This window comes from Pseudomonas vranovensis DSM 16006 (genome assembly GCF_000425805.1).
GTDB lineage: Bacteria > Pseudomonadota > Gammaproteobacteria > Pseudomonadales > Pseudomonadaceae > Aquipseudomonas > Aquipseudomonas vranovensis.
In genome coordinates, this window is sequence record NZ_AUED01000003.1 from 252,381 (window position 1) to 274,461 (window position 22,081).

Below are 22,081 nucleotides of genomic sequence, written 5' to 3' on the forward strand. Positions count from 1 at the left end.
CGCAGGCAGCCGCTCAAGTACCCTGTAGCGCTTGCCAAACGGTCGACCCCATGCCCTTTCTGATTGCCTATATCAGCAGCGTTGTGCTGATCAACTACGCCTTTTCCAGCGCCCCGCACCTGGACGTCATCTGGTCCGCCTGGGGCGGGCTGGTGTTCATCCTGCGCGACATGGTGCAAACCCGCTTCGGCCACGGCGCGTTGGTCGCCATGCTGGTTGCCCTGGTGCTCTCGTATATCACTTCCGAGCCTGCCATTGCCTTGGCCAGCGCAACGGCCTTCGCCGTCTCGGAACTGATCGACTGGCTGGTGTTCAGTATCACCAAGCGGCCACTGCACGACCGTCTGTGGTTGAGCTCGGCACTGAGCATCCCCATCGACACCTTTATTTTCTTCGGCATGATCGGTGCCTTGACCCCGGCTGTGGTCGGCACCGCCCTGGCGTCCAAGTTTGCCGGCGTGACCGCCGTCTGGCTGATCATGGCCTGGCGCTTGCGCAAGCGTGCCATCGCCGGCTGAGGCCCCGGGGCCCGGTTCATGTAAAATGGCGCTCCTTTTCACCAGGTTGCACCGAATACGGGGCAGCCTGGAATCCTTCCCTCTGAGGACCTGAGATGACTCGTATCGGAACCCCATTGTCGCCGACCGCGACCCGTGTACTGCTCTGTGGCTGTGGCGAGCTGGGCAAGGAAGTGGTGATCGAGCTGCAACGCCTGGGTGTCGAAGTGATTGCCGTGGACCGTTACGCCGATGCCCCGGCCATGCAGGTCGCCCATCGCAGCCACGTGATCAACATGCTCGACGGCGCCGCGCTGCGTGCGGTCATCGAGGCTGAAAAGCCGCACTTCATCGTCCCGGAAATCGAAGCCATCGCCACCGCAACCCTGGTGGAGCTGGAAAACGAAGGCTTCAACGTGGTGCCGACGGCCCGCGCCACGCAACTGACCATGAATCGCGAAGGCATTCGTCGCCTGGCCGCTGAAGAGCTGGAGCTGCCGACCTCGCCGTACCATTTCGCCGATACCTTCGAGGACTACGCGAAGGCGGTCGAAGACCTCGGTTTCCCTTGTGTGGTCAAGCCGGTGATGAGCTCATCGGGCAAGGGCCAGAGCCTGCTCAAGAATGCCGATGACGTGCAGAAGGCCTGGGACTATGCCCAGGAAGGCGGTCGCGCTGGCAAGGGCCGGGTGATCATCGAAGGTTTTATCGATTTCGACTACGAAATCACCCTGCTGACCGTGCGCCATGTTGGCGGCACTACCTTCTGCGCGCCGGTCGGGCATCGCCAGGAGAAGGGCGACTATCAAGAGTCGTGGCAGCCCCAGGCCATGAGCACGGTGGCCCTGGCCGAGTCCGAGCGCGTGGCCAAGGCGGTCACCGAGGCCCTGGGTGGTCGTGGCCTGTTTGGCGTGGAGTTGTTCATCAAGGGTGATCAGGTGTGGTTCAGCGAAGTTTCACCGCGCCCCCACGACACCGGCCTGGTGACCCTGATCTCGCAGGACCTGTCGCAGTTCGCCCTGCATGCGAGGGCGATCCTGGGCCTGCCGATTCCGCTGATTCGCCAGTTCGGCCCGTCGGCTTCGGCAGTTATCCTGGTGGAAGGTCAGTCGCAACAGACCGCCTTCGCCAGCCTGGGTGTTGCCCTGAGCGAGCCGGACACGGCCATTCGCTTGTTCGGCAAACCCGAGGTCAATGGCCAGCGTCGCATGGGCGTGTGCCTGGCGCGTGACGAGTCGATCGAGGCGGCACGGGCCAAGGCGACCCGTGCTTCGCAGGCTGTTCAGGTAGAGCTTTAAACCCATCGCGGGGCAACGTCTTGACTTGCCCCGCGATCATTTCAGAGCTCCGAATGCCGCGTTTCTTTAAGGCACAGTACAGCGATCAGGCTCAATACAGCCGCCGCCGACACGTAGCCCCCCACCCAGCTCAACCCCCCCATCGCTACCAGCTTCTGGGCAAAGAACGGTGCCGCCGAGGCCCCGACAATGCCGCCCAGGTTATAGGCCGCTGACGCCCCGGTGTAACGAACATGGGTCGGAAACAGCTCGGGCAGCAACGCGCCCATCGGCGCAAATGTCACGCCCATCAGGAACAGCTCGATGGCCAGGAACAGCGCCACACCCGCGGTGGAGCCCGAGGTCAGCAGTGGTTGCATGGTAAAGCCCGAGAGTATCGCCAGTACCGCACCGACGATCAGCACCGGCTTGCGCCCGTAGCGGTCGCTGAGCCAGGCCGACAATGGCGTTGCCAGGGCCATGAACAGCACGGCAAAGCACAACAGGCCCAGGAAGGTTTCGCGACTGTAGCCCAGGGTCGAGACGCCATAGCTGAGCGAGAACACGGTGGAGATGTAGAACAGCGCGTAGCACACCACCATGGCCGAAGCGCCCAGCAGCACCGGCATCCAGTACTGTGAGAAGAGCTCGACCACCGGCATTTTCACTCGCTCGTGACGGGCCACGGCCTTGGCGAATACCGGGGTTTCTTCAAGCTTCAGGCGCACATACAGGCCGACAATGACCAGCGCAGCGCTGAGCAGGAACGGGATCCGCCAGCCCCACTCGCGAAACTGTTCGTCGGTCAGCACCATGGCCAGGGTCAGGAACAGGCCGTTGGCCGCCAGGAAACCGATCGAAGGCCCCAGTTGCGGGAACATGCCGAACCAGGCGCGTTTGCCCTTGGGCGCGTTTTCAGTCGCCAGCAGCGCGGCGCCGCCCCATTCCCCGCCCAGGCCCAGGCCCTGGCCGAAGCGCAGCACGCAAAGCAGGATCGGCGCCCAGGCTCCGATGCTGTCGTAGCCGGGCAGCACACCGATCAGCGTGGTACACACCCCCATCAGCAGCAGCGAGGCCACCAGAGTGGACTTGCGCCCGATGCGGTCACCGAAGTGGCCGAACAATGCCGAGCCCAGAGGCCTGGCCAGAAAGGCGATGCCGAAGGTGAGGAAAGCCGAGAGCATCTGCGCGGTACCCGAGGTCTGCGGGAAGAATACCGGGCCGATGACCAGGGCAGCAGCGGTGGCATAGACGTAGAAGTCATAGAACTCGATGGCGGTACCGATGAAGCTGGCGGTCGCCACCCGGGCCGGCGAGTTGCCGGGGCTGGCCTGTTCCGTTTCGGAGTAGGTGCTACTGGTTGTCATGCGATTATCCCTGACAGTCGAGTGCTCCGTAGGCGTTACCACCGGCAGGGTGGGTAGGCGTTGGCAGCGGCAACGAAGCGAATTGTTGTTGGTCGCGTGACTGAGCATACGCCCGTGGGGGATAGGGGCGGGCGCGGGCACTGTTCGGGGTGTGAAGCAGTGCAGGTTTTGCGCGCGGTATTCAGTCGTGCGGACTGGCCGAGAGACGCCGGATGCGGGTAGCGGGCGAGACGGCTGGGCTGGGTAAGCGTAGCGGGAGTATAGCTAGCGAGTCACGGTCCAGGCCAGTATGCGGCTGGCGCAATTGTCTTCGGTTTCAAGAATTTCCAGGCGATAACGGCCGATCTTCAGGCACACCGCGCTTTCCGGAATGCTTTCCAGCGCTTCGGTGACCAGGCCGTTGAGAGTCTTGGGGCCGTCGCTTGGCAAGTGCCAGCCCAGGTTGCGGTTCAGCTCACGGATCGACACGTTGCCTTCGATCACATAGCGCCCGTCTGCCTGCGGGTGGATGTGCGGGTTGTCCAGGCCGTGTTCGTCTTCGAATTCGCCGACAATTTCTTCGAGAATGTCTTCCAGGGTAACGATGCCCTGTACCTCGCCGTATTCATCGACGACAACGCCCAGGCGCCGCTGCTGCTTGTGAAAGTTGAGCAGTTGCAGCTGCAAGGGGGTGCTTTCCGGCACGAAATAGGGTTCGTAGCAGGCTGCATGCAGGGTTTCACGGGTCAGCTCGGCCTTGGGCAGCAGGTGGCTGATCAGCTTGGTATTGAGGATGGCTTCGACTTGATTGATGTCGCTGTGATAGACCGGCAGGCGGGTGTGGCGGCTGATGATCAGTTGCTCGATGATCTGCTCAATCGAGTCGTCGAGGTTCACACCATCGACATCGTTGCGCGGTACCAGGATGTCGTTGACGGTGATCTTGTCCAGGGCCAGCAGGCTTTCGGGCAGGTTCAGGCGATGATCTGCCTGGGGGTCTTCATCGAGGTCGTCGTCGCTGTCCTGCTCGTGCAGCGCAACGGCATGGGGCTGGACCCGGAACGGACGCAACACCACCCGCGCGCAGCCATCGAGTAGCCAGGCCACAGGCTGGAGCAGCGTGAGCGGGACCTTGAGCAGGGTGTTGCCCAGGGTGATGAAGGCGGGTGGATTGCGTCGGGCCAATTGTCGCGGCAGGTATTCGGCGAACACCAGCAGCAATGTGGTGGCGCCAAGGCCGGCGAGCCAGAAACCGTGCTCGCCGTTGTAGCGCTGCCCCAGCAGGCAGGCCAGGGCCAGTACCAGCAGTTTGCCCAGGGTGGAGCAGAGTACCAGGGCCTGGGGGGCGACCTTGAGTTCGGGGTGCGCGTCGGTCTGGCCGTTGCGCCGAGCACCATTGAGGGACTGCTGGGCAGCATCCACGGCGGTAAACAGGGCCGACCAGAGCAGTGCCAGTGCCAGTACGCCGAGTAACGGTGCTAACGGCAGATCGTCCATTTACCCGTGCCCGTCAGATATGCAGGATGAATTCGCGTACCAGCTTGCTGCCGAAGTAGGCCAGCATCAGCAGGCAGAAGCCGGCCAGGGTCCAGCGGATTGCCTTGTGGCCGCGCCAGCCCAGGCGGGTACGGCCCCACAGCAGGACGCTGAAGACGATCCAGGCCACGCAGGCAAGCAGGGTTTTGTGCACCAGGTGTTGGGCGAACAAGTTGTCGAGGAACAGCCAGCCGGAAATCAGCGACAGCGACAGCAGGCCCCAACCTGTCCAGAGGAAGCCGAACAGGAGGCTCTCCATGGTTTGCAGGGGCGGGAAGTTGCGGATCAGGCCCGAGGGGTGCTTGTGTTTGAGTTGGTGATCCTGCACCAGCAGCAGCAAGGCCTGGAACACGGCAATGGTGAACATCCCGTACGCCAGGATCGACAGCAGGATATGCGCGAGAATGCCGGGCTCTTCGTTGATCAGCGGCACGGTGCCCGAAGGGGCGAACTGCGCGATCAGGGCCGTGGCCATGCCCAGCGGGAATAGCAGCAACAGCAGGTTTTCCACCGGGATGCGCAGGCAGGCCAGCAGGGTCAGGGCAATGACGGCCGTGGCGATCAGGCTGGCAGCGCTGAAGAAGTCCAGGCTCAGGCCCAGTGGCGTCAGCAGCTGCCAGAACAGCGCGGTACCCTGGGCGATGACCGCCAGTGCGCCGAGCAGCCCGAGCAGGCGCTTGTCGGCCTTGGCGCCTTGCGCCAGGCGGGAGCCATGATAGAAGGTCGCGGCGGCATACAGGCAGGCGGCGATCAGATTGGGAAGCAAGCTGGGTGACAAAGGGAGCATAAGTCCTGTTAGGCAAGCCCGAAAGAGGATGAGTTTGGCATACAACGCGCCTGCCAAGGAAGACCGCGAGCCGACGTAAGGTGCGCGCTGGCCCGAGTCTTGGTTATAATCGCCGACCTGCCCCTGCCCAAGGCCCGCCCAAATGCCAGAGGCAGCTGATAAACCTCGGTTCTGAAGAGCCTGAAAGGATCACCATGTTTGAAAACCTGACCGACCGTCTGTCACAGACGCTGCGCCATGTCACCGGCAAGGCCAAGCTGACCGAAGACAACATCAAAGACACCCTGCGCGAAGTGCGCATGGCGTTGCTCGAGGCTGACGTCGCCCTGCCGGTGGTCAAGGATTTCGTCAACAAGGTCAAGGAACGTGCAGTCGGCACTGAGGTGTCGCGCAGCCTGACCCCGGGCCAGGCGTTCGTGAAGATCGTCCAGGCTGAACTCGAAGGCCTGATGGGCGCCGCCAACGAAGACCTGGCGCTCAATACCGCACCGCCGGCCGTGGTCCTGATGGCCGGTCTGCAGGGTGCGGGCAAGACCACTACCGCCGGCAAGCTGGCGCGCTTCCTCAAGGAGCGCAAGAAGAAGTCGGTGATGGTAGTGTCGGCCGACGTGTACCGTCCGGCGGCCATCAAACAGCTCGAAACCCTGGCGGGCGACATCGGCGTTACCTTCTTCCCGTCCGATATCAGCCAGAAGCCAGTAGCCATCGCTGAAGCGGCGATCCGTGAAGCCAAGCTCAAGTTCATCGACGTGGTCATCGTCGATACCGCCGGTCGTCTGCACATCGACGCCGAGATGATGAGCGAGATCAAGGACCTGCACGCCGCGGTCAAGCCGATCGAGACGCTGTTCGTGGTCGACGCCATGACCGGCCAGGATGCCGCCAACACCGCCAAGGCGTTTGGCGAGGCACTGCCGCTGACCGGCGTGATCCTGACCAAGGTCGACGGCGACGCCCGTGGCGGTGCCGCACTGTCGGTGCGTGCCATCACCGGCAAGCCGATCAAGTTCATCGGTATGGGTGAAAAGAGCGAGGCCCTCGAGCCGTTCCATCCCGACCGTATCGCTTCGCGCATCCTGGGCATGGGCGACGTACTTAGCCTGATCGAGCAGGCCGAACAGACCCTCGACAAGGAAAAGGCCGACAAACTGGCCAAGAAGCTGAAGAAGGGCAAGGGCTTCGACCTCGAAGACTTCCGTGACCAGCTGCAGCAGATGAAGAACATGGGCGGCCTCGGTGGCCTGATGGACAAGCTGCCAAGCATCGGTGGGGTCAACCTTGCACAGATGGGCAATGCCCAGGGCGCCGCCGAGAAGCAGTTCAAGCAGATGGAAGCGATCATCAACTCCATGACTCCGGCCGAGCGTCGTGACCCTGAACTGATCAGTGGTTCGCGCAAGCGCCGAATCGCCATGGGTTCCGGCACCCAGGTGCAGGACATCGGTCGCTTGATCAAGCAGCACAAGCAGATGCAGAAGATGATGAAGAAGTTTTCTGCCAAGGGCGGCATGGCCAAAATGATGCGCGGCCTGGGTGGCATGATGCCCGGCGGCGGCATGCCCAAGCTGTAAACCCATTCAGGTCGTTGGCATATAAAAGTGCCGACGACCGGATCCCCGCTTCGGCGGGACCACTGCTGCCTTATATATGAGGCAGCGCAAACCGCAGATCAGCAGGCAGGCGTTTTTACCGTGCGTAAAAAGGCATTTGCAAATGTCCGTGTATTCCTTGAGAATATGCGGCCTTTCGGGCACCCGTGTGCCCGCTGTGCATTATGATTTGCAGCACCGACTACAGGAACGATGTTCAATGCTAACCATCCGTCTTGCCCGTGGCGGCTCCAAAAAGCGCCCATTTTACACCCTGACCGTGACTGACTCGCGTAACCCAGTTACCGGTTCGCACATCGAGCAGGTTGGTTTCTTCAACCCTATCGCTCGTGGCCAGGAAGTTCGTCTGTCCGTTAAGCAAGACCGCGTTGCTCACTGGCTGAGCGTTGGCGCACAGCCATCCGAGCGCGTTGCAAAACTGCTGAAAGATGCTGCCAAGGCTGCTGCCTGAACAGTATGAACGCGACGCCAGAAAAAGCTGACGACCTGATCGTTGTCGGCAAGATTTTTTCGGTTCACGGCGTTCGCGGCGAGGTGAAGGTCTTTTCCTTTACCGATCCGATTGAAAACCTGTTGGATTACCGTCACTGGACGCTTCGGCACGAAGGGAAGGTAAAACAGGTAGAGCTGGTCAGTGGCCGATCCACTCAAAAGGACCTGGTCGCCAAGCTCAAAGGCCTTGATGATCGTGATGAAGCTCGTCTTCTGAGCGGTTATGAGATTTGTATCTCGCGAAGCCTTTTGCCCAACCTGCCTAGCGACGAGTACTACTGGTACCAGTTGGTAGGTCTGAACGTCATCAACCAGGACGAACAGCTGTTCGGCAAGGTTGATCACCTGTTGGAGACCGGCGCGAACGATGTAATGGTGGTAAAGCCCTGCGCGGGTAGTCTGGATGATCGAGAGCGCCTGTTGCCCTATACAGAGCAATGCGTGTTGAAGATCGACCTGGCTGCAGGCGAGATGAGGGTGGAATGGGACGCGGACTTCTAAGCAATGGCTAGCCTGCGCGTAGACGTCATTACGTTGTTCCCCGAGATGTTCTCGGCCATCAGTGAGTACGGCATTACCAGCCGTGCGGTAAAGCAGGGGTTGTTGCAACTGACCTGCTGGAACCCGCGGGACTACACCACAGATCGTCACCACACGGTGGATGATCGGCCGTTTGGCGGTGGTCCGGGCATGGTGATGAAGATCAAGCCTCTGGAAGATGCACTGGTTGACGCCAGGCAGGCAACCGGGGGAAAGGCGAAGGTTATTTACCTCTCGCCGCAAGGCCGCAAGCTGGATCAGTCGGCGGTCAAAGACCTGGTGAAGCATGAATCGTTGATTCTGATAGCCGGTCGTTATGAAGGCATCGACGAGCGTTTTATCGAGGCTCATGTCGATGAAGAGTGGTCGATTGGGGACTATGTATTGTCTGGCGGCGAGCTGCCGGCGATGGTTCTGATTGATGCGGTTACGCGACTGCTGCCCGGAGCTTTAGGGCATGCGGACTCGGCGGAGGAAGACTCCTTTACCGATGGTCTGCTCGATTGCCCGCACTACACCCGACCGGAGGTGTATGCGGATCAGCGTGTTCCCGACGTGTTGCTTAGTGGCAACCATGCACACATCCGGCGATGGCGTTTACAGCAGTCCCTTGGGCGGACCTATGAACGACGCGCCGATCTTCTGGAAAGTCGCTCACTTTCTGGAGAAGAGAAGAAGCTGCTCGCGGAGTACCTCCGGGAGCGGGACGATAGTTAACGTATCGATGGTAGATCCGACGATTTACCTTAGGAGCACAGCATGACCAACAAAATCATTCAGCAGATCGAAGCTGAGCAGATGTCCAAAGAGATCCCGACCTTTGCCCCGGGCGACACCATCGTCGTTCAGGTGAAAGTGAAGGAAGGCGATCGTTCGCGTCTGCAGGCTTTCGAAGGCGTTGTAATCGCCAAGCGTAACCGTGGTCTGAACAGTGCTTTCACTGTTCGCAAGATCTCCAACGGTGTTGGCGTTGAGCGTACTTTCCAGACCTACAGCCCGCAAATCGACAGCCTGGCCGTGAAACGTCGTGGTGACGTGCGTAAAGCCAAGCTGTACTACCTGCGCGACCTGTCCGGTAAAGCCGCTCGCATCAAGGAAAAACTGTCCTGATGACAGTTTGACCGGTGGCTACGGCCACCATGCGAAAAAAGCAGCCTTCGGGCTGCTTTTTTGTTGTCTGCACTTTTGTTTTTGATGTGAGTTTATGAGTTCCAGAGAGCAAGAAATCGAACGCCGTACCGAATTGTCGGTAACCCGCGTGACCAAGGCAGTGTTCCCGTCCACCACCAATCACCACAACACCCTGTTCGGCGGCACCGCCCTGGCCTGGATGGACGAAGTGTCGTTCATCGCCGCTACGCGTTTTTGCCGGTTGCCACTGGTAACCGTGTCGACCGATCGGATCGACTTCAAGCACCCGATTGCCGCCGGCTCGATTGTCGAGCTGGTCGGCCGGGTGGCTGCCGTGGGCAACACCAGCCTCAAGGTCGAGGTTGAGGTCTATGTCGAGAGCATGAGCTGCGACAGCCGCGAGAAGGCCATCCATGGCCTGTTCAGCTTTGTCGCGATTGATGAAGACAAGCGTCCAGTGCCGGTGTTGCCAGGCTTCTGAACTGTGTAGGAGCGGCGGTGCGACGTCTCGACTTGCCCCACTATGCGCATCCAGCTGTTACATCGCATCGTGGGGCAAGCCCGCTCCTGCAGTGATCATTCGTTCGCAGGCTCGATCAACGCCACCACCGTCCATCCCGCCTCGGGCTTGAGCACGCTGTCAGGCCCGAATACATGCACCCAGCCACTGCTGTCGCGGGCAAACAGCAACGTCGCCCGGTCATCGTGCAGGGCCTGGTAGTCCTCCCAGCCAAACCCCTCGGTCAGGTGGGTGCTGTACAGCTCGGCGCCCTTGGTCAGCAGGTTGGCCAGTTGGGTATAGGTCAGTGCCTGGCTACCCAGCACGTGCCCGCGGTGCTCGTCACTGGCCCGATGCTTGTCGCTGCGCCTGGCTTCCAGCCCGCTGGCCAGCACGAACAGCCTGCCATGGCCAAAGTCATGACGAAAACGTGCGCAAGCCAGCGTGTTCAGTTCGCCGGACGGCGATAGCCCGAGCAAGTGCCCAAGCCCGACGAGGTCCAGGTGGGCGTCGGCATGCTGTGATGCCGGGTTGCCAAAATAGGTCGGCAGGCCCTCCATGCGCGCCGCGCGGATGTTTTCCCAACTCGAATCGGTCAGCAGCACCCGACAGTCCAATTGCTGCAGGGCCTTGCCGATGGCACGGGCCGGCGGGTTGGCGCCCACGATCAGAAAGCCGCTGGGCGCAGGTTCCGCCACCTTCAGGAGGCGTGCCAGTGGCCGGGCCGTGGCGCTTTGCAGTACCACGGTGCCGATGATCACGGCGAAGGTCAGCGGTACCAGCAGCAGGGCACCTTCGTGGCCGGCCTCATGCAGGCGGATGGCGAAGATCGCCGACACCGCGGCCGCAACGATTCCGCGGGGGGCGATCCAGCTCAGCAGGGCGCGTTCACGCCAGTTCAGGTTCGACCCCCAGGTCGAGAGGGCGACGTTCAGTGGCCGGGCGATCAGCTGGATCACCAGTAGCAGAGCCAGCACCGCCGGGCCAAGGCCGATCAGGGCATTCAGGTCCAGGCGCGCAGCCAGGAGGATGAACAGCCCGGAAATCAGCAGCACGCTGAGGTTTTCCTTGAAGTGCAGGATCTGTCGTACATCCACGCCCTTCATATTGGCCAGCCACATGCCCATGATGGTCACCGCCAGCAGCCCGGATTCGTGGGTGACCTGGTTGGAGGCGATGAAAATGCCCAGCACCGCTGCCAGGGACGCCAGGTTATGCAGGTATTCGGGCAGCCATTGCTCGCGCATCACCTGGCCCAGGATCCAGCCGCCGGCAGCGCCGAACGCACTACCGCACAGAATTACTCCGGCAAAGGTCATCAGGCTCTGGCTCAGGCCGTTGCCGGCGGCGCTGGCGATGATGAAGCTGTACACCACCACCGCCAGCAACGCGCCGATCGGATCGATGACGATGCCTTCCCAGCGCAGGATGTTGGCGATGGTCGATTTGGGTCGCACCACCCGCAACATCGGCACGATCACGGTGGGGCCCGTGACCAGGGTCAGGGTGCCGAACAGGGTTGCCAGCATCCAGTCGAAGCCCAGCAGCCAGTGAGTGGCCAGGGTGATGATCACCCAGGTCGACAGTGCGCCGATGGTCACCATGCGATGGACCACCGTTCCAATTTCGCGCCACTGCGACAGGTGCAGGGTGAGGCTGCCTTCAAACAGGATAAGCGCCACCGCCAGCGACACCAGGGGCATCAGCAGTGGTCCGAACATGTGTTGAGGGTCGAGCCAGCCCAGGATGGGGCCTGCCAATATGCCGCTCAGCAGCAGGAATAGAATCGCCGGCAGCTTCAGGCGCCAGGCCAGCCATTGGCAGGCAAGGGCGGCGGCGCCGATGCCACCGAAAGTCAGCAATATCTGTTGTTCGTTCATTCGGGCTCCCTATGCCTTCCATGTTGTGGAAGACTAGCGGCAATTCATTATTTTTGTCTGCTGCCCACCGAGTTGTCATGCCCGCACTAGAGCATCCCCTGATCGACCAGTTCCTCGATGCCCTGTGGCTGGAAAAAGGCCTGGCCGACAACACCCGCGAGTCTTATCGCAGCGACCTGGCTTTGTTCAACGGCTGGTTGCAGGAACGTGCCGTCCATTTGCCCGACGCCGGGCGCGACCTGATCCTCGATCACCTGGCCTGGCGCCTGGAGCAGGGTTACAAGCCTCGCTCCACTGCGCGCTTTCTCTCCGGGGTGCGTGGCTTCTACCGCTATCTGCTGCGCGAAAAGCTGATTGCCGTCGATCCCACCCTGCAGGTCGAGATGCCGCAACTGGGGCGGCCTTTGCCCAAGTCGTTGTCCGAGGAGGATGTCGAAGCCCTGTTGCAAGCACCCGATCTGGGCGAGCCGATCGGCCAGCGCGACCGCGCCATGCTTGAGGTGCTGTACGCCTGCGGCCTTCGGGTGACCGAACTGGTAAGCCTGACCCTGGATCAGGTCAACTTGCGCCAGGGCGTGCTGCGGGTGATGGGCAAGGGCAGCAAGGAGCGCCTGGTACCCATGGGCGAGGAAGCCGTGGTGTGGTTGGAGCGCTACCTGCGCGACGGGCGCAACGACATGCTCGGCGGGCGCCCCAGCGACGTGCTGTTTCCCAGTCAGCGCGGCGAGCAGATGACCCGCCAGACCTTCTGGCACCGGATCAAGCACCAGGCCCAGGTCGCCGGAATCGATAAAAGCCTGTCGCCGCATACCTTGCGTCACGCCTTCGCTACCCATCTGCTCAATCACGGTGCCGACCTGCGGGTGGTGCAAATGCTGCTGGGTCATAGCGACCTTTCCACCACGCAGATCTACACCCACGTGGCCCGGGCGCGGCTGCAGGAACTGCACGCAAAACATCACCCGCGTGGTTGATGGTGCTTGCGTCGCCGGGGGCGCTTGGCGCGGACATGATGTGGTAGGCTTGACCGGTTTGCATCGAGGCTCGCCCGAACGCCGTTTTTTCAGGACGTGTGTTCCATTGCGGCCCCTTGCCCGCCTTCAGGAGTTCCCATGCGCGTGACCCAGTTTATCGCCACCGCCACCCTGGCGCTGGTCAGCACTTTTGCCGCCGCTGCCGACACCGCCGAGCAGACCATCCGCAAGACCTTGCAATCGCTTGAGCTGGGTGTACCGGTTGCAAGCGTTGCCTCAAGTCCGTTGAATGGCCTGTATGAGGTCAAGCTCGAAGGCGGTCGTGTTCTGTATGCAAGCGCCGACGGCCAGTTCGTGGTGCAGGGCTATCTGTTCCAGATCCAGGACGGCAAACCGGTCAACCTGACTGAAAAAGCCGAACGTCAGGCTATCGCCAAGAGCATCAACGCTATTCCAGCTGCCGAGATGGTGGTTTATCCTGCCAAGGGCGAAACCAAATCGCACATTACCGTGTTTACCGACACGACCTGCCCGTACTGCCACAAGCTGCATGCCGAAGTTCCTGAGCTAAACCGCCGCGGTATCGAAGTGCGCTACGTTGCCTTCCCGCGCCAGGGCCTCGGCTCCCCGGGTGATGAACAGTTGCAAGCCGTCTGGTGCTCCAGCGACCGCAAGGCCGCCCTGGACAAAATGATCGACGGCAAGGAAATCAAGGCTGCCAAGTGCGCCAACCCGGTCAGCAAGCAATTCCAGCTGGGCCAGTCGATCGGTGTCAACGGTACCCCGGCCATCGTCCTCGAGGACGGCCAGGTGATCCCGGGTTATCAACCGGCGCCACAAGTGGCCAAGCTGGCACTGGCCGGCAATAAATAATTCAACAAGCCAGCCGTCACCATGGGGAGACGGCTGATTTCACGAACGGCCGCGCGTCGTTCGTTCAATGGGGAGTTCACAGTGAAACCGGTCAAAGTAGGCATCTGTGGGTTGGGGACCGTCGGTGGCGGTACCTTCAATGTACTTCAGCGTAACGCCGAGGAGATCGCCCGCCGTGCCGGGCGTGGTATCGAAGTGGCACAGATTGCCATGCGTTCGCCAAACCCGAATTGCCAGATTGCCGGTACCCCCATTACCGCTGATGTATTCGAGGTCGCAACGAACCCGGAAATCGACATTGTCATCGAGCTGATCGGCGGCTACACCATTGCCCGCGAGCTGGTGCTCAAGGCCATCGACAACGGCAAGCACGTGGTCACCGCCAACAAGGCGCTGATTGCGGTGCATGGCAACGAGATTTTCGCCAAGGCCCGCGAGAAGGGCGTCATCGTCGCCTTCGAAGCGGCCGTGGCCGGCGGCATCCCGGTGATCAAGGCGATCCGCGAAGGCCTGTCGGCCAACCGAATCAACTGGGTGGCGGGGATCATCAACGGTACCGGCAACTTCATCCTCACCGAAATGCGTGAAAAAGGCCGAGCTTTCCCCGATGTCCTGGCCGAAGCCCAGGCCCTGGGTTATGCCGAAGCCGATCCGACCTTCGACGTCGAAGGTATCGATGCCGCGCACAAGCTGACCATCCTGGCCTCCATCGCCTTTGGTATTCCGCTGCAGTTCGACAAGGCCTACACCGAAGGCATCACGCAGCTGACCACCGCCGACGTGAACTACGCCGAGGCGCTGGGCTACCGCATCAAGCACCTGGGCGTGGCCCGCAGTACCGCCAATGGCATCGAGCTGCGCGTCCATCCGACGCTGATCCCGGCCGACCGCCTGATCGCCAACGTCAACGGTGTGATGAATGCCGTCATGGTCAACGGCGATGCCGCAGGCTCCACGCTGTTCTACGGTGCTGGCGCCGGTATGGAACCGACCGCGTCCTCGGTGGTTGCCGACCTGGTGGACGTGGTGCGTGCCATGACCTCCGACCCGGAGAACCGCGTGCCGCACCTGGCCTTCCAGCCAGATTCGCTGTCAGCCCACCCGATCCTGCCGATCGACGCCTGCGAAACCGCCTACTACCTGCGGATCCAGGCCAAGGATCACCCGGGCGTGCTGGCCCAGGTGGCGAGCATCCTCTCGGAGCGCGGTATCAATATCGAATCGATCATGCAGAAAGAAGTCGAAGAGCAAGACGGCCTGGTACCGATGATCCTGCTGACCCATCGCGTGGTCGAGCAGCGAATGAACGATGCCATCACCGCCTTGGAAGCCCTGCAGGATGTGGTCGGCAACGTGGTGCGTATCCGCGTCGAACAACTGAATTGACAATAGTTGCAAGTGGTAAGCGCCAAGCTGCAAGTCAAAACCGGATCGCGGTGACGTGCAGCTTGTAGCTTGTAGCTTGTAGCTCAAACCGAAGGTTTGTACCCATGCGATATATCAGTACTCGTGGCCAGGCTCCGGCCCTGAATTTCGAAGATGTGCTGCTGGCAGGCCTTGCCAGCGACGGCGGTTTGTACGTGCCGGAAAACCTGCCGCGTTTCACCCAGGAAGAGATCGCTTCCTGGGCTGGCCTGCCGTATCACGAGCTGGCTTTCCGGGTGATGCGCCCGTTTGTCACCGGCAGCATTGCCGATGCCGACTTCAAGAAAATCCTCGAAGAAACCTACGGCGAGTTCGCCCACGCTGCGGTCGCACCGCTGCGTCAGTTGAACAGCAACGAATGGGTGCTGGAGCTGTTCCACGGCCCGACCCTGGCGTTCAAGGACTTTGCCCTGCAGCTGCTCGGTCGCCTGCTCGACCACGTGCTGGCCAAGCGCGGCGAGCGCGTGGTGATCATCGGTGCCACCAGCGGTGATACCGGTTCGGCTGCCATCGAGGGTTGCCGCCGTTGCGACAACGTCGACATCTTCATTCTGCACCCGCACCAGCGTGTATCGGAAGTTCAGCGCCGCCAGATGACTACCATCTTCGGCGAGAACATCCACAACATCGCCATCGAAGGCAACTTCGACGACTGCCAGGAAATGGTCAAGGCCAGCTTTGCCGACCAGGGCTTCCTCAAGGGCACTCGCCTGGTGGCAGTGAACTCGATCAACTGGGCGCGGATCATGGCCCAGATCGTCTACTACTTCCATGCAGCCCTGCAGCTGGGTGGCCCGGCGCGTTCGGTGGCGTTCTCGGTACCGACCGGCAACTTCGGCGATATTTTCGCCGGTTACCTGGCGCGCAACATGGGCTTGCCGATCAGCCAACTGATCGTTGCCACCAACCGCAACGACATCCTGCACCGCTTCATGAGCGGCAACCAGTACGTCAAGGAAACCCTGCACGCGACCCTGTCGCCGTCGATGGACATCATGGTCTCGTCGAACTTCGAGCGCCTGCTGTTCGACCTGCACGGTCGCAACGGCGCGGCAATCGCCGGGCTGATGGACAATTTCAAGCAGGGCGGCGGCTTCAGCGTCGAGCAGGACCGCTGGACCGAAGCACGCAAGCTGTTCGATTCGCTGGCCGTCGATGACGCACAAACCTGCGAGACCATCGCCGAAGTCTTCGCCCAGACCGGCGAAGTGCTCGACCCGCATACCGCCATCGGCGTCAAGGCCGCGCGCGAATGTCGCCGCAGCCTCGACACGCCAATGGTAGTGCTGGGTACCGCCCACCCGGTCAAGTTCCCGGAAGCGGTGGAAAAAGCCGGCGTCGGCAAGGCTCTGGAGCTGCCTGCCCACCTGAGCGACCTGTTCACCCGGGAAGAGAAATGCACGGTGCTGGCCAACGACCTCAAGGCCGTACAAGCCTTCGTCAGCCAGCACGGCAACCGCGGCAAACCGCTGTAACAGACCGATAGGCCTTCGAAAAAGCCCGTCTCAGACGGGCTTTTTCGTTTCTACACTGGCTTAGGCCGGCCGCAATGGATCAGGAGTATCAATGAGTACAGGACGTCATGCCGTGGGGCTTTTGCTGGGTTGCTTGCTGTGGCTATGCGTGGGCAGTTGGGTCCATGCTGCACAGAGCCTGCCCTTTACCCTGGTGCCGCCCTTCACCGACCTTGAGCCGATGCAGCTGACCCCTGCGCAGCAGCAATGGCTGGGCCCTGAGCGAACCTTGCGGGTCGGTATTTCCTTTGCCGATTACGAGCCGGTCGACATCACCATCGACCGCAATCGCTACCAGGGGATCAGTGCCGACTACCTCAGCCTGGTTGCCCGGCGCCTGGGCGTGACGACACAGGTGCTGGCGTTCGCCAGGCGTGAGGAGGCAATCCAGGCCTTGCACAATGGTGTGATCGATGTGCTGACCAGCGCCAATGGCTTTGAACGTAGCGTGGCGGGCCTGGCGTTCACCGAGGACTACATCCCTGACCGCTCCATGGTGGTGGTGCGCGGCGGTGCTTCCATGCCACCGACCTCGCTGGCCGGGTTGAAGATCGTGTTGCTTGACGGCTATGCCGATACCCGGGTGATGCATCGCGTCTATCCCGAAAGCCAGGTGATTCTTGCACCCACGCTCAGCAGCGCCCTGGAGGCGCTCAACCAGGGGGAGGTCGACGCCTTTATCGGCAACGAGATCATCGTGCGGGCCTACAATGCGCTGCGTCCGTTCCTGGGGCTGCAAGTCGTTGGCCCCAGTGCCTTGCCGCCGATCGGATTCGCATTCGCCGTGCGGGCTGACGATCAGCCGTTGAAGGCGATGTTGAACCAGGCGCTGGCCAGTCTCGATGCGCCGGTGCGGCGCGAGATCCTCGGGCGCTGGACCTCGGGCCTGGGTTCGGATGTGGCTCACCAGCGTGTCGAGCTGACGGCTGAGGAGCGTGACTGGATCGCGCGGCATCCAACGGTCACGGTGGTGGGCAGTCAGTACCCACCCTACCTGTTTCGAAATCGCCAGGGCGCGTGGGTGGGCCTGAACAGTGATGTCCTGGCAACCGTTGCGCAACTGACCGGGCTGCAGTTCGTGTATGCGCCGTCCTCGTCGATCGCCCAGAGCCTGGACCTGCTCAGGAGCGGCCACGCGGACATGAGTACCACATTGAGTGAAACCCCGGAGCGACGGGAGTTCCTGGACTTCACCCATTCCCTGGGAGGACAGAGCTGGGTGTTCGTCGTGCGGCAGTCGCACCTGGGGCTGGCGTCGCTGGGCGAATTGGCTGGGCAGACACTGGCGCTCCCTGCCCAGCACGCGCTGGAAAGCAGTATCCGAGAGGAGTATCCCGAGGTTCGACTGCTGCGGGTGGACTCCCTGGAGCAGGCGCGAGAGAAAGTACGCAATGGCGAAGCGGTGGCGACCATCGACAGTGAGGTCGGGGCGTACAGCATTCTGGGCAATGACCCGGTCCTGAAGGTTGGGCGCGGGGTCGATGGCAAGTGGGCACCAGACCGATTTTCGGTACGGCGCAGCGCGCCGGAGCTCGAGAGCATCCTCAACAAGGCCCTGGAAGCCTTCCCTGTCGCCGAACTGCGCGCCATGCGCATGAAGTGGCTGGGGGCACTGGCCCCACCGGCACCGGCCTGGCAACGCATTGCGCCCTGGGTCTACTGGGCCGTGGCCGCGGCGCTGTTGTTTGCACTTGTTTCGCTGATCTGGAGCAGCCGTCTGCGCGCCCAGATCAGTCAGCGCGAGAGGGCCGAGGAGGCACTCAACGATCAGTTGGCCTTCAAACGCGCCTTGCTCGACGGCATTCCCAATCCGATCTATGTCAGGGACCTGGAAGGGCGCCTGATCACCTGCAACAAGAGCTATGAACAGGCTTTTTCGTTGCACCTGGCGGACGTCAAGGGGCGGCGCCTGACCGACATCGACGTGATCCCGCCAGAGCTGGCTGTTCAACTGCATGCCGACTACTTGGGCCTGCTGAAAGACCCCAAGCCGGTGTTTGCCGACCGCCGCATCGAGTATCACGGGCAGCGCATCGATGCCTACCAGTGGACCGTGCCGTTCTACCGCGCCGACGGCCAGTTGCAGGGGTTGCTCGGCGGCTGGATCGACATCACTGAACGCAAGCAGTTGGAAGCAGACCTGGTGGAGGCCCGTCAGCAGGCCGAGCAGGCCAACCTGGCGAAAAGTGCGTTCCTGACCACCATGAGCCATGAGATACGCACACCGATGGCAGTGATTATCGGCTTGCTGGAGCTTGAGCGCGAAACCGCACTGGCCAACGGTGCCGCACCTTCGCCGGGGCTTGAGACTGCTCACCAGTCGGCCAGCGAACTGATCGCCCTGATCGGCGACAGTCTGGACCTTGCGCGGATCGAGGCCGGTAGCCTGCAACTGGCGCAGCAGGCCACGGCGTTGCGGCCGTTCGTGGAGCGTGTCATCGCGCTGTTTCGCGCCCAGGCTCAGGCACAAGGGCTGGACCTGCGGCTACAGGTGGCGGATGACGCCCAGGGGACGTATTGGTTCGATCCGTTGCGCTTGCGCCAGGTGCTGGTCAATGTGCTGGGCAACGCATTGAAGTTTACCCATGAAGGACACGTCATCCTGCAGGTCACGCGAACCAGCGCGCTGCTGCCACAAGGCGTCGGCGTGTGCCTGAGCGTGCGCGACAGCGGTATCGGCATCAGCGCGCAGCAACAGACCGAGTTGTTCACACCGTTTGTCCAGGCCAGCGCACAGTCTGCCGCGCAGTACGGCGGTTCGGGCCTGGGCTTGAGTATCTGTCGGCAACTGGTGGAGCTGATGGGGGGCACTATCACCTTGCACAGTGTGCCCGGCGAAGGGACCGAGGTCAGGGTCATGCTGGTCCTCGAGCCTGTGGCCGAGGCACAGAATGCATCGGCGGCGGTGCAGGTTCAGCGTCAGGCAGGGCCGGCGCGAAGGATACTGGTCGTCGACGACCTCTCTGCCAGCCGCATGGTCCTCAGCCAGCAGCTTGAGTTTCTCGGCCACCGGGTGCTGGCAGTCGACTCTGGCCAGGCTGCACTGGAGGCTTGGCAGGCCGAACGCTTCGACGTGTTGTTGAGCGATTGCAACATGCCCGGAATGAGTGGTTGTGCATTGACTCGCACCATACGGCAACGGGAAGCCCAGCTACTGCGACCGCCCATTCCGATCGTTGGCTGCACTGCCAACGCGATGAAAGAAGAACGCGCACGTTGCCTGGATGCCGGTATGGATGAGCTGCTGGTCAAGCCGGTCTCGCTGGACCGCTTGTCTGCGTTGATCGACGCGCTGGCACCGCCTTGCAGCTTCCGGATCGAAGCGCTGCAGCAGATGACCCAGGCCAACAACGCGGTAATGCTGCGCATGCTTGAAGAGTTGCAAAAGAACCTTCAAGACGAGCAAGGGCAACTCGCCGAGGCGGTTGCGCACCTGGACTGGGAACGTATCAGGGCATCGCTGCATCGGCTCGAAGGGGTCGCCTGCCTGGTCGATGCATTGGGCCTGGCCCGTGCCTGTTCCGATCTGGGGATGGCCCGACACGGGCAACAGCCCGAGACAACGCAGCAAGCCTGGTCGACATTGCAGCGCGTGCTACTCCAGCTTCAGGGTGACGTGGAGGCCGAATTGTTTAGGATTCGACCCGCGCTTTAGGACTTATCTGATGGGTCGCCGAACGCTCTTTGGCTAGAGTAGCCCGTGCTATCGCACATGTCGGCTACTGCGGGGAAGGGTACATGCGATCTTTGAAAGTCTTGATTCTGGAGGACCATCCATTTCAGTTGATGGCCCTGCATCAGATGCTCAATGCCATCGGTATTTTCGATGTGCTGACGGCCGAGTCGGTGGAGGATGCCACCCAGGCCCTGGCGCGTCGTGGCCCGGTCGACATCGCCATCTGTGACTTGCAGCTCGAGGGCGCCGATGGCTTGGCCATGATCCGGCACCTGGCGGACAACAAGCTGGCCACTGCTTTGATCATTCATAGCAGCGCCGAACAATGCGTGATCGACAGCGTCGGTGACCTGGCGCGGCAATTGGGCCTGAACGTACTGGGGGGCTTCCAGAAAATGGCCAGCAACGTCGTGCTGCATCAAGTGCTGCTGCGTTATGTGGAGCATGGCAGCGAACCACCCAAGGTCACCCCGGTGGCACAGTTCCCCGAGTTGCAGGCATTGTCGGAGACCGAACTGGCCCGCAGCCAGGACCAATGGATCGCGCATTATCAACCCAAGGTCAGTTTCGATGGCCAGGTGGTCGGCGTCGAAGCCTTGGTTCGCTGGCACCATCCCGTCCTTGGGGTGCTTTCTCCGGCCCAGTTCTTTCCGGCGATCGAGCGGGCCGATCTGCTCGACACCTTGAGCCTGCATGTACTGGAACAGGCACTGGCGCTCAGTGCTCGACACCGTTCAAGAACTGGCCAGGCCTTGCCGGTGGCGGTGAACATCGCACCGCAGCTGCTGGCGCGTGAAGACTTCGGCGCACTGGTTGCCGTCGCGCTGGAGTGTCATGGCGTACCGGCCAGCGCATTGACCCTGGAAATTGTCGAGACCCACAGCTGCGCGCTGGATTACCAGCAGCTCGAAGAGCTGCTGCACCTGCGCATTCTCGGTTGCCAACTGTCCATTGATGATTTTGGTACCGGTGTTTCCAACCTGCAGCGTCTGCTGGAGCTACCGTTCAGTGAGTTGAAACTCCCCAGCGAATTTGTCCGCGGCATGGCCCAGGACGGCAAGAAGGCCGCCGTGGTGGCTGGTGCTCTGATGATGGCCCGGCGCATGGAATTGAGTGTGGTGGTCGAAGGCGTGGAGACGGTCGATGATCTACTGGCGATCAAGGCGCTGGGGCGTCCGGTCATGCAAGGCTACTTCTTTGCCCGACCGATGCCGGAGGCCGAGCTTGAGCAATGGATGAATGATCGCAACCGTACTGGCACGCCCCTGAGCGGCCCGGCACAGCCCGCCGGTCAGCTCAAGCCCTGCGCCTGAAGGTAGAGAAACAACGCCGCGTCGTTGGCTATACCCAGCTTGCGCATGGCATTGATCTTCTGCGTACTGACGGTTTTCTTGCTGCGATTGAGCAGGACGGCGATCTCGTTCACGGTGTGGCCGGCGGCGAGCAGGCGGGAGACTTCCAGCTCCTTGGGTGACAGGGCCTGGGGGGCGCCGATACGGTCGCCTTCCTGCAACAGCAATTGCTCGACCGAGGTTGCCAGGTACGTCGTGCCCCGTGGTATGCCTCGAATGGCCTGAGGCAGTTCCTGGGCGAGGCTCGCCTTGCTCAGCAGCCCCTTTACCCCCAGGGCGAGCATGGCGCGAAACAGGCCGGCATTGTTGAGCATGGTCACCACCAGGATGGGCAACTGCGGAAAGTGTCGGCGAATCTGCTCCAACAGTTTCAGTCCGTCGTTCTGCTGTTCGACCGGCATCATGAAGTCAGTGACCAGCAAATCGCACGCCATATGCTGCAGATGCTCCATCAGTTGCTGGGGGCTGCCAGCTTCAGCAACCACCTGCACGCCAGGTATCTGTTCCAGCACAGCCCGCAAGCCAATGCGAAAGATCGGATGATCGTCCGCAAGGATTATGCGCAGGTCACGGGTGGGGGATGTACTCAAAGTTGGCTCCGCTCGATGTTCTTTGCCAAGTGAAGCACTGCTGCGCCACGAGGTCACGCCGGATATGCAGATACCCCTGTCG

19 protein-coding genes are annotated in these 22,081 nt (G+C 61.7%); 14 read left to right on the top strand and 5 right to left on the bottom strand.

Annotated elements, in window-relative coordinates; all coding sequences use genetic code 11:
* Positions 1–50 precede the first annotated feature (50 nt).
* Together H621_RS0108160 and purT are read left to right on the top strand one after the other, a co-directional pair.
* Entirely contained in the window at positions 51–518 is a 468-nt protein-coding gene (locus tag H621_RS0108160; RefSeq protein WP_028942912.1) for a VUT family protein, read from the top strand.
* 95 nt (positions 519–613) lie between these two features.
* Entirely contained in the window at positions 614–1,795 is a 1,182-nt protein-coding gene (gene purT / locus H621_RS0108165) for a formate-dependent phosphoribosylglycinamide formyltransferase (protein ID WP_028942913.1), read from the top strand.
* Between the two features lie 41 nt (positions 1,796–1,836).
* Here the strand turns inward: purT and H621_RS0108170 are convergent, their stop codons facing one another.
* From H621_RS0108170 to H621_RS0108180, 3 genes are all read right to left on the bottom strand, one after another.
* Positions 1,837–3,141: an MFS transporter gene (locus tag H621_RS0108170; protein WP_028942914.1), complete on the bottom strand. Its 1,305-nt coding sequence runs from the start codon at positions 3,139–3,141 to the stop codon at positions 1,837–1,839.
* A 264-nt stretch (positions 3,142–3,405) separates the two neighbouring features.
* A complete protein-coding gene (locus H621_RS0108175; RefSeq protein WP_028942915.1) occupies positions 3,406–4,617 on the bottom strand; it encodes a transporter associated domain-containing protein in 1,212 nt (403 codons plus the stop codon).
* Positions 4,618–4,630: 13 nt separating this feature from the next.
* Entirely contained in the window at positions 4,631–5,443 is an 813-nt protein-coding gene (locus H621_RS0108180; protein ID WP_028942916.1) for a cytochrome C assembly family protein, read from the bottom strand.
* Positions 5,444–5,637: 194 nt separating this feature from the next.
* Here H621_RS0108180 and ffh point away from each other — a divergent pair, with 194 nt between their 5' ends.
* The 6 genes from ffh (at position 5,638) to H621_RS0108210 (ending at position 9,697) form a co-directional block, all read left to right on the top strand.
* On the top strand, positions 5,638–7,014 hold the full coding sequence (gene ffh / locus H621_RS0108185) for a signal recognition particle protein (RefSeq protein ID WP_028942917.1): 1,377 nt from the start codon (positions 5,638–5,640) through the stop codon (positions 7,012–7,014).
* Positions 7,015–7,252: 238 nt separating this feature from the next.
* A complete protein-coding gene (gene rpsP / locus H621_RS0108190; protein WP_028942918.1) occupies positions 7,253–7,504 on the top strand; it encodes a 30S ribosomal protein S16 in 252 nt (83 codons plus the stop codon).
* Between the two features lie 5 nt (positions 7,505–7,509).
* Positions 7,510–8,046 (top strand): ribosome maturation factor RimM, encoded by a 537-nt coding sequence (gene rimM, locus H621_RS0108195; RefSeq protein WP_028942919.1) that lies wholly within the window; start codon positions 7,510–7,512, stop codon positions 8,044–8,046.
* A gap of 3 nt (positions 8,047–8,049) precedes the next feature.
* On the top strand, positions 8,050–8,802 hold the full coding sequence (gene trmD, locus H621_RS0108200) for a tRNA (guanosine(37)-N1)-methyltransferase TrmD (RefSeq protein WP_028942920.1): 753 nt from the start codon (positions 8,050–8,052) through the stop codon (positions 8,800–8,802).
* Between the two features lie 42 nt (positions 8,803–8,844).
* Positions 8,845–9,195 carry a 50S ribosomal protein L19 gene (rplS, locus tag H621_RS0108205; RefSeq protein WP_010220244.1) on the top strand — a complete coding sequence of 117 codons (351 nt, stop codon included), beginning with the start codon at positions 8,845–8,847 and terminating at the stop codon, positions 9,193–9,195.
* Positions 9,196–9,289: 94 nt separating this feature from the next.
* Positions 9,290–9,697, top strand: a complete 408-nt coding sequence (locus tag H621_RS0108210) for an acyl-CoA thioesterase (RefSeq protein WP_028942921.1) — start codon at positions 9,290–9,292, stop codon at positions 9,695–9,697.
* A gap of 95 nt (positions 9,698–9,792) precedes the next feature.
* On the opposite strand, the gene H621_RS0108215 is transcribed toward H621_RS0108210, so the two are convergent.
* Positions 9,793–11,595 carry a cation:proton antiporter gene (locus H621_RS0108215; RefSeq protein ID WP_028942922.1) on the bottom strand — a complete coding sequence of 601 codons (1,803 nt, stop codon included), beginning with the start codon at positions 11,593–11,595 and terminating at the stop codon, positions 9,793–9,795.
* A 77-nt stretch (positions 11,596–11,672) separates the two neighbouring features.
* Between H621_RS0108215 and xerD the strand changes: the two genes are divergently transcribed.
* From xerD to H621_RS26985, 6 genes are all read left to right on the top strand, one after another.
* On the top strand, positions 11,673–12,569 hold the full coding sequence (gene xerD, locus H621_RS0108220) for a site-specific tyrosine recombinase XerD (RefSeq protein WP_028942923.1): 897 nt from the start codon (positions 11,673–11,675) through the stop codon (positions 12,567–12,569).
* 138 nt (positions 12,570–12,707) lie between these two features.
* Positions 12,708–13,442, top strand: coding sequence for a bifunctional protein-disulfide isomerase/oxidoreductase DsbC (gene dsbC, locus H621_RS0108225; protein ID WP_028942924.1), 735 nt, complete (start codon positions 12,708–12,710; stop codon positions 13,440–13,442).
* An 81-nt stretch (positions 13,443–13,523) separates the two neighbouring features.
* The gene (locus H621_RS0108230; protein ID WP_028942925.1) at positions 13,524–14,828 is read left to right on the top strand and encodes a homoserine dehydrogenase; all 1,305 of its coding nucleotides are present in this window, start codon (positions 13,524–13,526) and stop codon (positions 14,826–14,828) included.
* 104 nt (positions 14,829–14,932) lie between these two features.
* The gene (gene thrC / locus H621_RS0108235; protein ID WP_028942926.1) at positions 14,933–16,342 is read left to right on the top strand and encodes a threonine synthase; all 1,410 of its coding nucleotides are present in this window, start codon (positions 14,933–14,935) and stop codon (positions 16,340–16,342) included.
* 91 nt (positions 16,343–16,433) lie between these two features.
* Positions 16,434–20,036 carry a transporter substrate-binding domain-containing protein gene (locus H621_RS0108240; protein WP_167332097.1) on the top strand — a complete coding sequence of 1,201 codons (3,603 nt, stop codon included), beginning with the start codon at positions 16,434–16,436 and terminating at the stop codon, positions 20,034–20,036.
* Positions 20,037–20,119: 83 nt separating this feature from the next.
* On the top strand, positions 20,120–21,370 hold the full coding sequence (locus tag H621_RS26985; RefSeq protein WP_084167942.1) for an EAL domain-containing response regulator: 1,251 nt from the start codon (positions 20,120–20,122) through the stop codon (positions 21,368–21,370).
* On the opposite strand, the gene H621_RS0108250 is transcribed toward H621_RS26985, so the two are convergent.
* Positions 21,349–21,999 (bottom strand): response regulator, encoded by a 651-nt coding sequence (locus tag H621_RS0108250; RefSeq protein ID WP_028942928.1) that lies wholly within the window; start codon positions 21,997–21,999, stop codon positions 21,349–21,351. The two genes, H621_RS26985 and H621_RS0108250, sit on opposite strands and share 22 nt — an antisense overlap.
* Between the last annotated feature and the right edge of the window lie 82 nt (positions 22,000–22,081).

Excerpts from the sequence above, each read along its gene's own strand:
- H621_RS0108160 (WP_028942912.1), top strand. The coding sequence starts at position 51 with ATGCCCTTTCTGATTGCCTATATCAGCAGCGTTGTGCTGATCAACTAC.
- purT (WP_028942913.1), top strand. The coding sequence starts at position 614 with ATGACTCGTATCGGAACCCCATTGTCGCCGACCGCGACCCGTGTACTG.
- H621_RS0108170 (WP_028942914.1), bottom strand. The coding sequence starts at position 3,141 with ATGACAACCAGTAGCACCTACTCCGAAACGGAACAGGCCAGCCCCGGC.
- H621_RS0108175 (WP_028942915.1), bottom strand. The coding sequence starts at position 4,617 with ATGGACGATCTGCCGTTAGCACCGTTACTCGGCGTACTGGCACTGGCA.
- H621_RS0108180 (WP_028942916.1), bottom strand. The coding sequence starts at position 5,443 with ATGCTCCCTTTGTCACCCAGCTTGCTTCCCAATCTGATCGCCGCCTGC.
- ffh (WP_028942917.1), top strand. The coding sequence starts at position 5,638 with ATGTTTGAAAACCTGACCGACCGTCTGTCACAGACGCTGCGCCATGTC.
- rpsP (WP_028942918.1), top strand. The coding sequence starts at position 7,253 with ATGCTAACCATCCGTCTTGCCCGTGGCGGCTCCAAAAAGCGCCCATTT.
- rimM (WP_028942919.1), top strand. The coding sequence starts at position 7,510 with ATGAACGCGACGCCAGAAAAAGCTGACGACCTGATCGTTGTCGGCAAG.
- trmD (WP_028942920.1), top strand. The coding sequence starts at position 8,050 with ATGGCTAGCCTGCGCGTAGACGTCATTACGTTGTTCCCCGAGATGTTC.
- rplS (WP_010220244.1), top strand. The coding sequence starts at position 8,845 with ATGACCAACAAAATCATTCAGCAGATCGAAGCTGAGCAGATGTCCAAA.
- H621_RS0108210 (WP_028942921.1), top strand. The coding sequence starts at position 9,290 with ATGAGTTCCAGAGAGCAAGAAATCGAACGCCGTACCGAATTGTCGGTA.
- H621_RS0108215 (WP_028942922.1), bottom strand. The coding sequence starts at position 11,595 with ATGAACGAACAACAGATATTGCTGACTTTCGGTGGCATCGGCGCCGCC.
- xerD (WP_028942923.1), top strand. The coding sequence starts at position 11,673 with ATGCCCGCACTAGAGCATCCCCTGATCGACCAGTTCCTCGATGCCCTG.
- dsbC (WP_028942924.1), top strand. The coding sequence starts at position 12,708 with ATGCGCGTGACCCAGTTTATCGCCACCGCCACCCTGGCGCTGGTCAGC.
- thrC (WP_028942926.1), top strand. The coding sequence starts at position 14,933 with ATGCGATATATCAGTACTCGTGGCCAGGCTCCGGCCCTGAATTTCGAA.
- H621_RS0108240 (WP_167332097.1), top strand. The coding sequence starts at position 16,434 with ATGAGTACAGGACGTCATGCCGTGGGGCTTTTGCTGGGTTGCTTGCTG.
- H621_RS26985 (WP_084167942.1), top strand. The coding sequence starts at position 20,120 with ATGCGATCTTTGAAAGTCTTGATTCTGGAGGACCATCCATTTCAGTTG.